Source organism: Actinocorallia lasiicapitis (assembly GCF_054778695.1).
In genome coordinates, this window is the sequence record NZ_BAAGZI010000597.1 from 1 (window position 1) to 2,388 (window position 2,388).

2 protein-coding genes are annotated in these 2,388 nt (G+C 69.6%); both read right to left on the reverse strand.

Annotated features, from left to right (window positions below; genetic code table 11):
• Window positions 1-123: 123 nt before the first annotated feature.
• On the reverse strand, window positions 124-1,194 hold the full coding sequence (gene mraY, locus ACYVE7_RS32690; protein ID WP_460370274.1) for a phospho-N-acetylmuramoyl-pentapeptide-transferase: 1,071 nt from the start codon (window positions 1,192-1,194) through the stop codon (window positions 124-126).
• Window positions 1,191-2,388, reverse strand: a 1,198-nt coding sequence (locus ACYVE7_RS32695) for a UDP-N-acetylmuramoyl-tripeptide--D-alanyl-D-alanine ligase (protein WP_460370276.1), incomplete at its 5' end; no start/stop codon positions are given. The genes ACYVE7_RS32695 and mraY, both read right to left, overlap by 4 nt.

The following is a 2,388-nucleotide window of genomic DNA, read 5'->3' on the forward strand; positions in this document are numbered from 1 at the left end:
CCTCGACGTCCGTGCGGGCGTCGACGCCGGTCACGTGCGCGCCGAGCTCGGCCAGCAGCCGGGCGGCGGGGCTCGCCGACACGCCCAGGCCCGCCACCACGATCTTCTGGCCTTCGCACTTCATTACTTCGGCACCCACTCCAGGTAGAACAGGCCGAGACCGGCCGCGACGCACAGACCGCAGATCAGCCAGAACCGGACCACGATCGTGGTCTCGGCCCAGCCCGACAGCTCGAAGTGGTGCTGGAGCGGCGCCATCTTGAACAGCCGCTTCGGCGTCCCCATCCTGCTGGTGATCTTGAAGTACCCCACCTGGAGGATCACAGACATCGTGATCAGGACGATCATGCCGCCGAGGATCGCGAGCAGGAACTGGGTGCGGGTGGTGATGGCCAGGCCGACCAGCACACCGCCCAGGGCCAGCGAGCCCGTGTCACCCATGAAGATCTTCGCGGGCGGGGCGTTCCACCACAGGAAGCCGAAGCACGCGCCGAGCACGGACGCCGCGACGACCGCGAGGTCCAGCGGGTCGCGCACCACGTAGCAGGCCTGGGCGAGGGAGTCGGCGCAGCCCTGCCGGAACTGCCAGTTGCCGATGATGACGTACGCGGCCAGCACCAGGCCGACGGTGCCGGAGGCGAGACCGTCCAGACCGTCGGTCAGGTTCACGCCGTTCGACACGCCCTGGATGAGGATCAGCGCCCAGAGCACGAACAGATACGGGCCGATCGGCGGGCCGAAGTCCCGCAGGAACGACAGGCTCGGCTCGGCCGGGGTGACCTGCATGTTGTTCGGGAACTGCAGGCACGCCACCGCGAACACCACGCCGACGATGACGATGCCCGTCGCCTTGGCGCGGCTGCGCAGGCCCAGCGAACGCTGCTTGAAGACCTTGATGTAGTCGTCGACGAACCCGACGACGCCCAGACCCGTCATGAGGAACAGGACCAGACCGCCGGAGACCGTCGGGACCGTCCAGGTGATGAGGTGCGCCGCGCCGTAGCCGAGCAGCGAACCGATCACGATGACGGTGCCGCCCATGGTGGGCGTGCCGCGCTTGCTCTGGTGGGTGCTGACCCCGTCCTCGCGGATCATCTGGCCGTAGCCGAGCCTGACCACCAGGCGGATCCACAGCGGCGTGCCGAGCAGACCGATGATCAGCGCGAGACCGCTGGCGATGATGACGTTGTTCACGCTTGCGGCTCCTCGACCAGTGCACGGGCGACCCGCTCCAGACCGGCCACACGCGATCCCTTCAGAAGGACCACGTCCTGCGGCCTGAGCCTGCTCCTCAGCGCGGTAGCCGCCGAACCGACGTCATCCACCTGCACGCACTCTCCGTTCCATGAACCCACCTGCTCGGCGCCCTCCAGTAGAGGCGCGGCGGCCGGCCCGACCGCGATCAGACAGACGACACCGCTCCGCGCGGCATGTTGTCCGATCTTCTCGTGTTCCGCAACGGAAGCGGTGCCGAGTTCCGCCATATGGCCGAGGACGGCGAACGCCCGCTTTCCCTCCGACATCCGGACGAGAGTATCGAGAGCGGCCCGCATCGACTCGGGGTTGGCGTTGTAAGCGTCATTGATGATCGTCACACCGTCGTCGCGGCGGGTGACCTCCATCCGCCACCGGCTGACCGGCACCGCGTCCGACAGGGCCGCCGCGATCTCGTGCAGCGGCATCCCCGTCTCGCGTGCCACCGCGGCGGCCGCCAGCGCGTTCAGCACATGGTGGGCGCCGTGCAGCCGGAGCGTCACCGGCAGCGCGCCCTCGGGCGTGACCAGCGAGAACCTGGCGCGGCCCGCCTCGTCGAACCATTCCTCCTCGGCCCGGACGGTCGCGTCGGGGCTGCGGCCGAACAGCACGATCTTCCCCGCCGTCCGGGCGGCCATGGTCCTGACCAGAGGGTCGTCGGCGTTCAGCACGGCGGCGCCGTTCAGGGTCAGCGCCTCGACCAGTTCGCCCTTGGCCGTCGCCACGACGGCCTGGCTGCCGAACTCGCCCAGATGGGCGGTGCCGACGTTCAGGACCACCGCGATGTCCGGCGGGGAGATCCGGGTGAGGTAGGAGATGTGACCGACGCCACGCGCGCCCATCTCCAGGACGAGATGGCGGGTGCCGGGCTCGGAGCGCAGCGCCGTCAGCGGATGGCCGATCTCGTTGTTGAACGACCCCTTGGTCGCGACGGTCTCGCCGTGCCGGGCCAGCACCTGGGCGATGAGGTCCTTGGTGGAGGTCTTGCCGGACGAACCGGTGATCCCGATGACCGTGGTCTTCGGCAGGCGCTGCAGGACGGCCCTGGCGAGCTCGCCGAGCGCCGCCTGCACGTCCGGGACGACCACGACCGGCAGCCCCTCGACCGGCCGGGTGCCGAGCACGCCCGCCGCG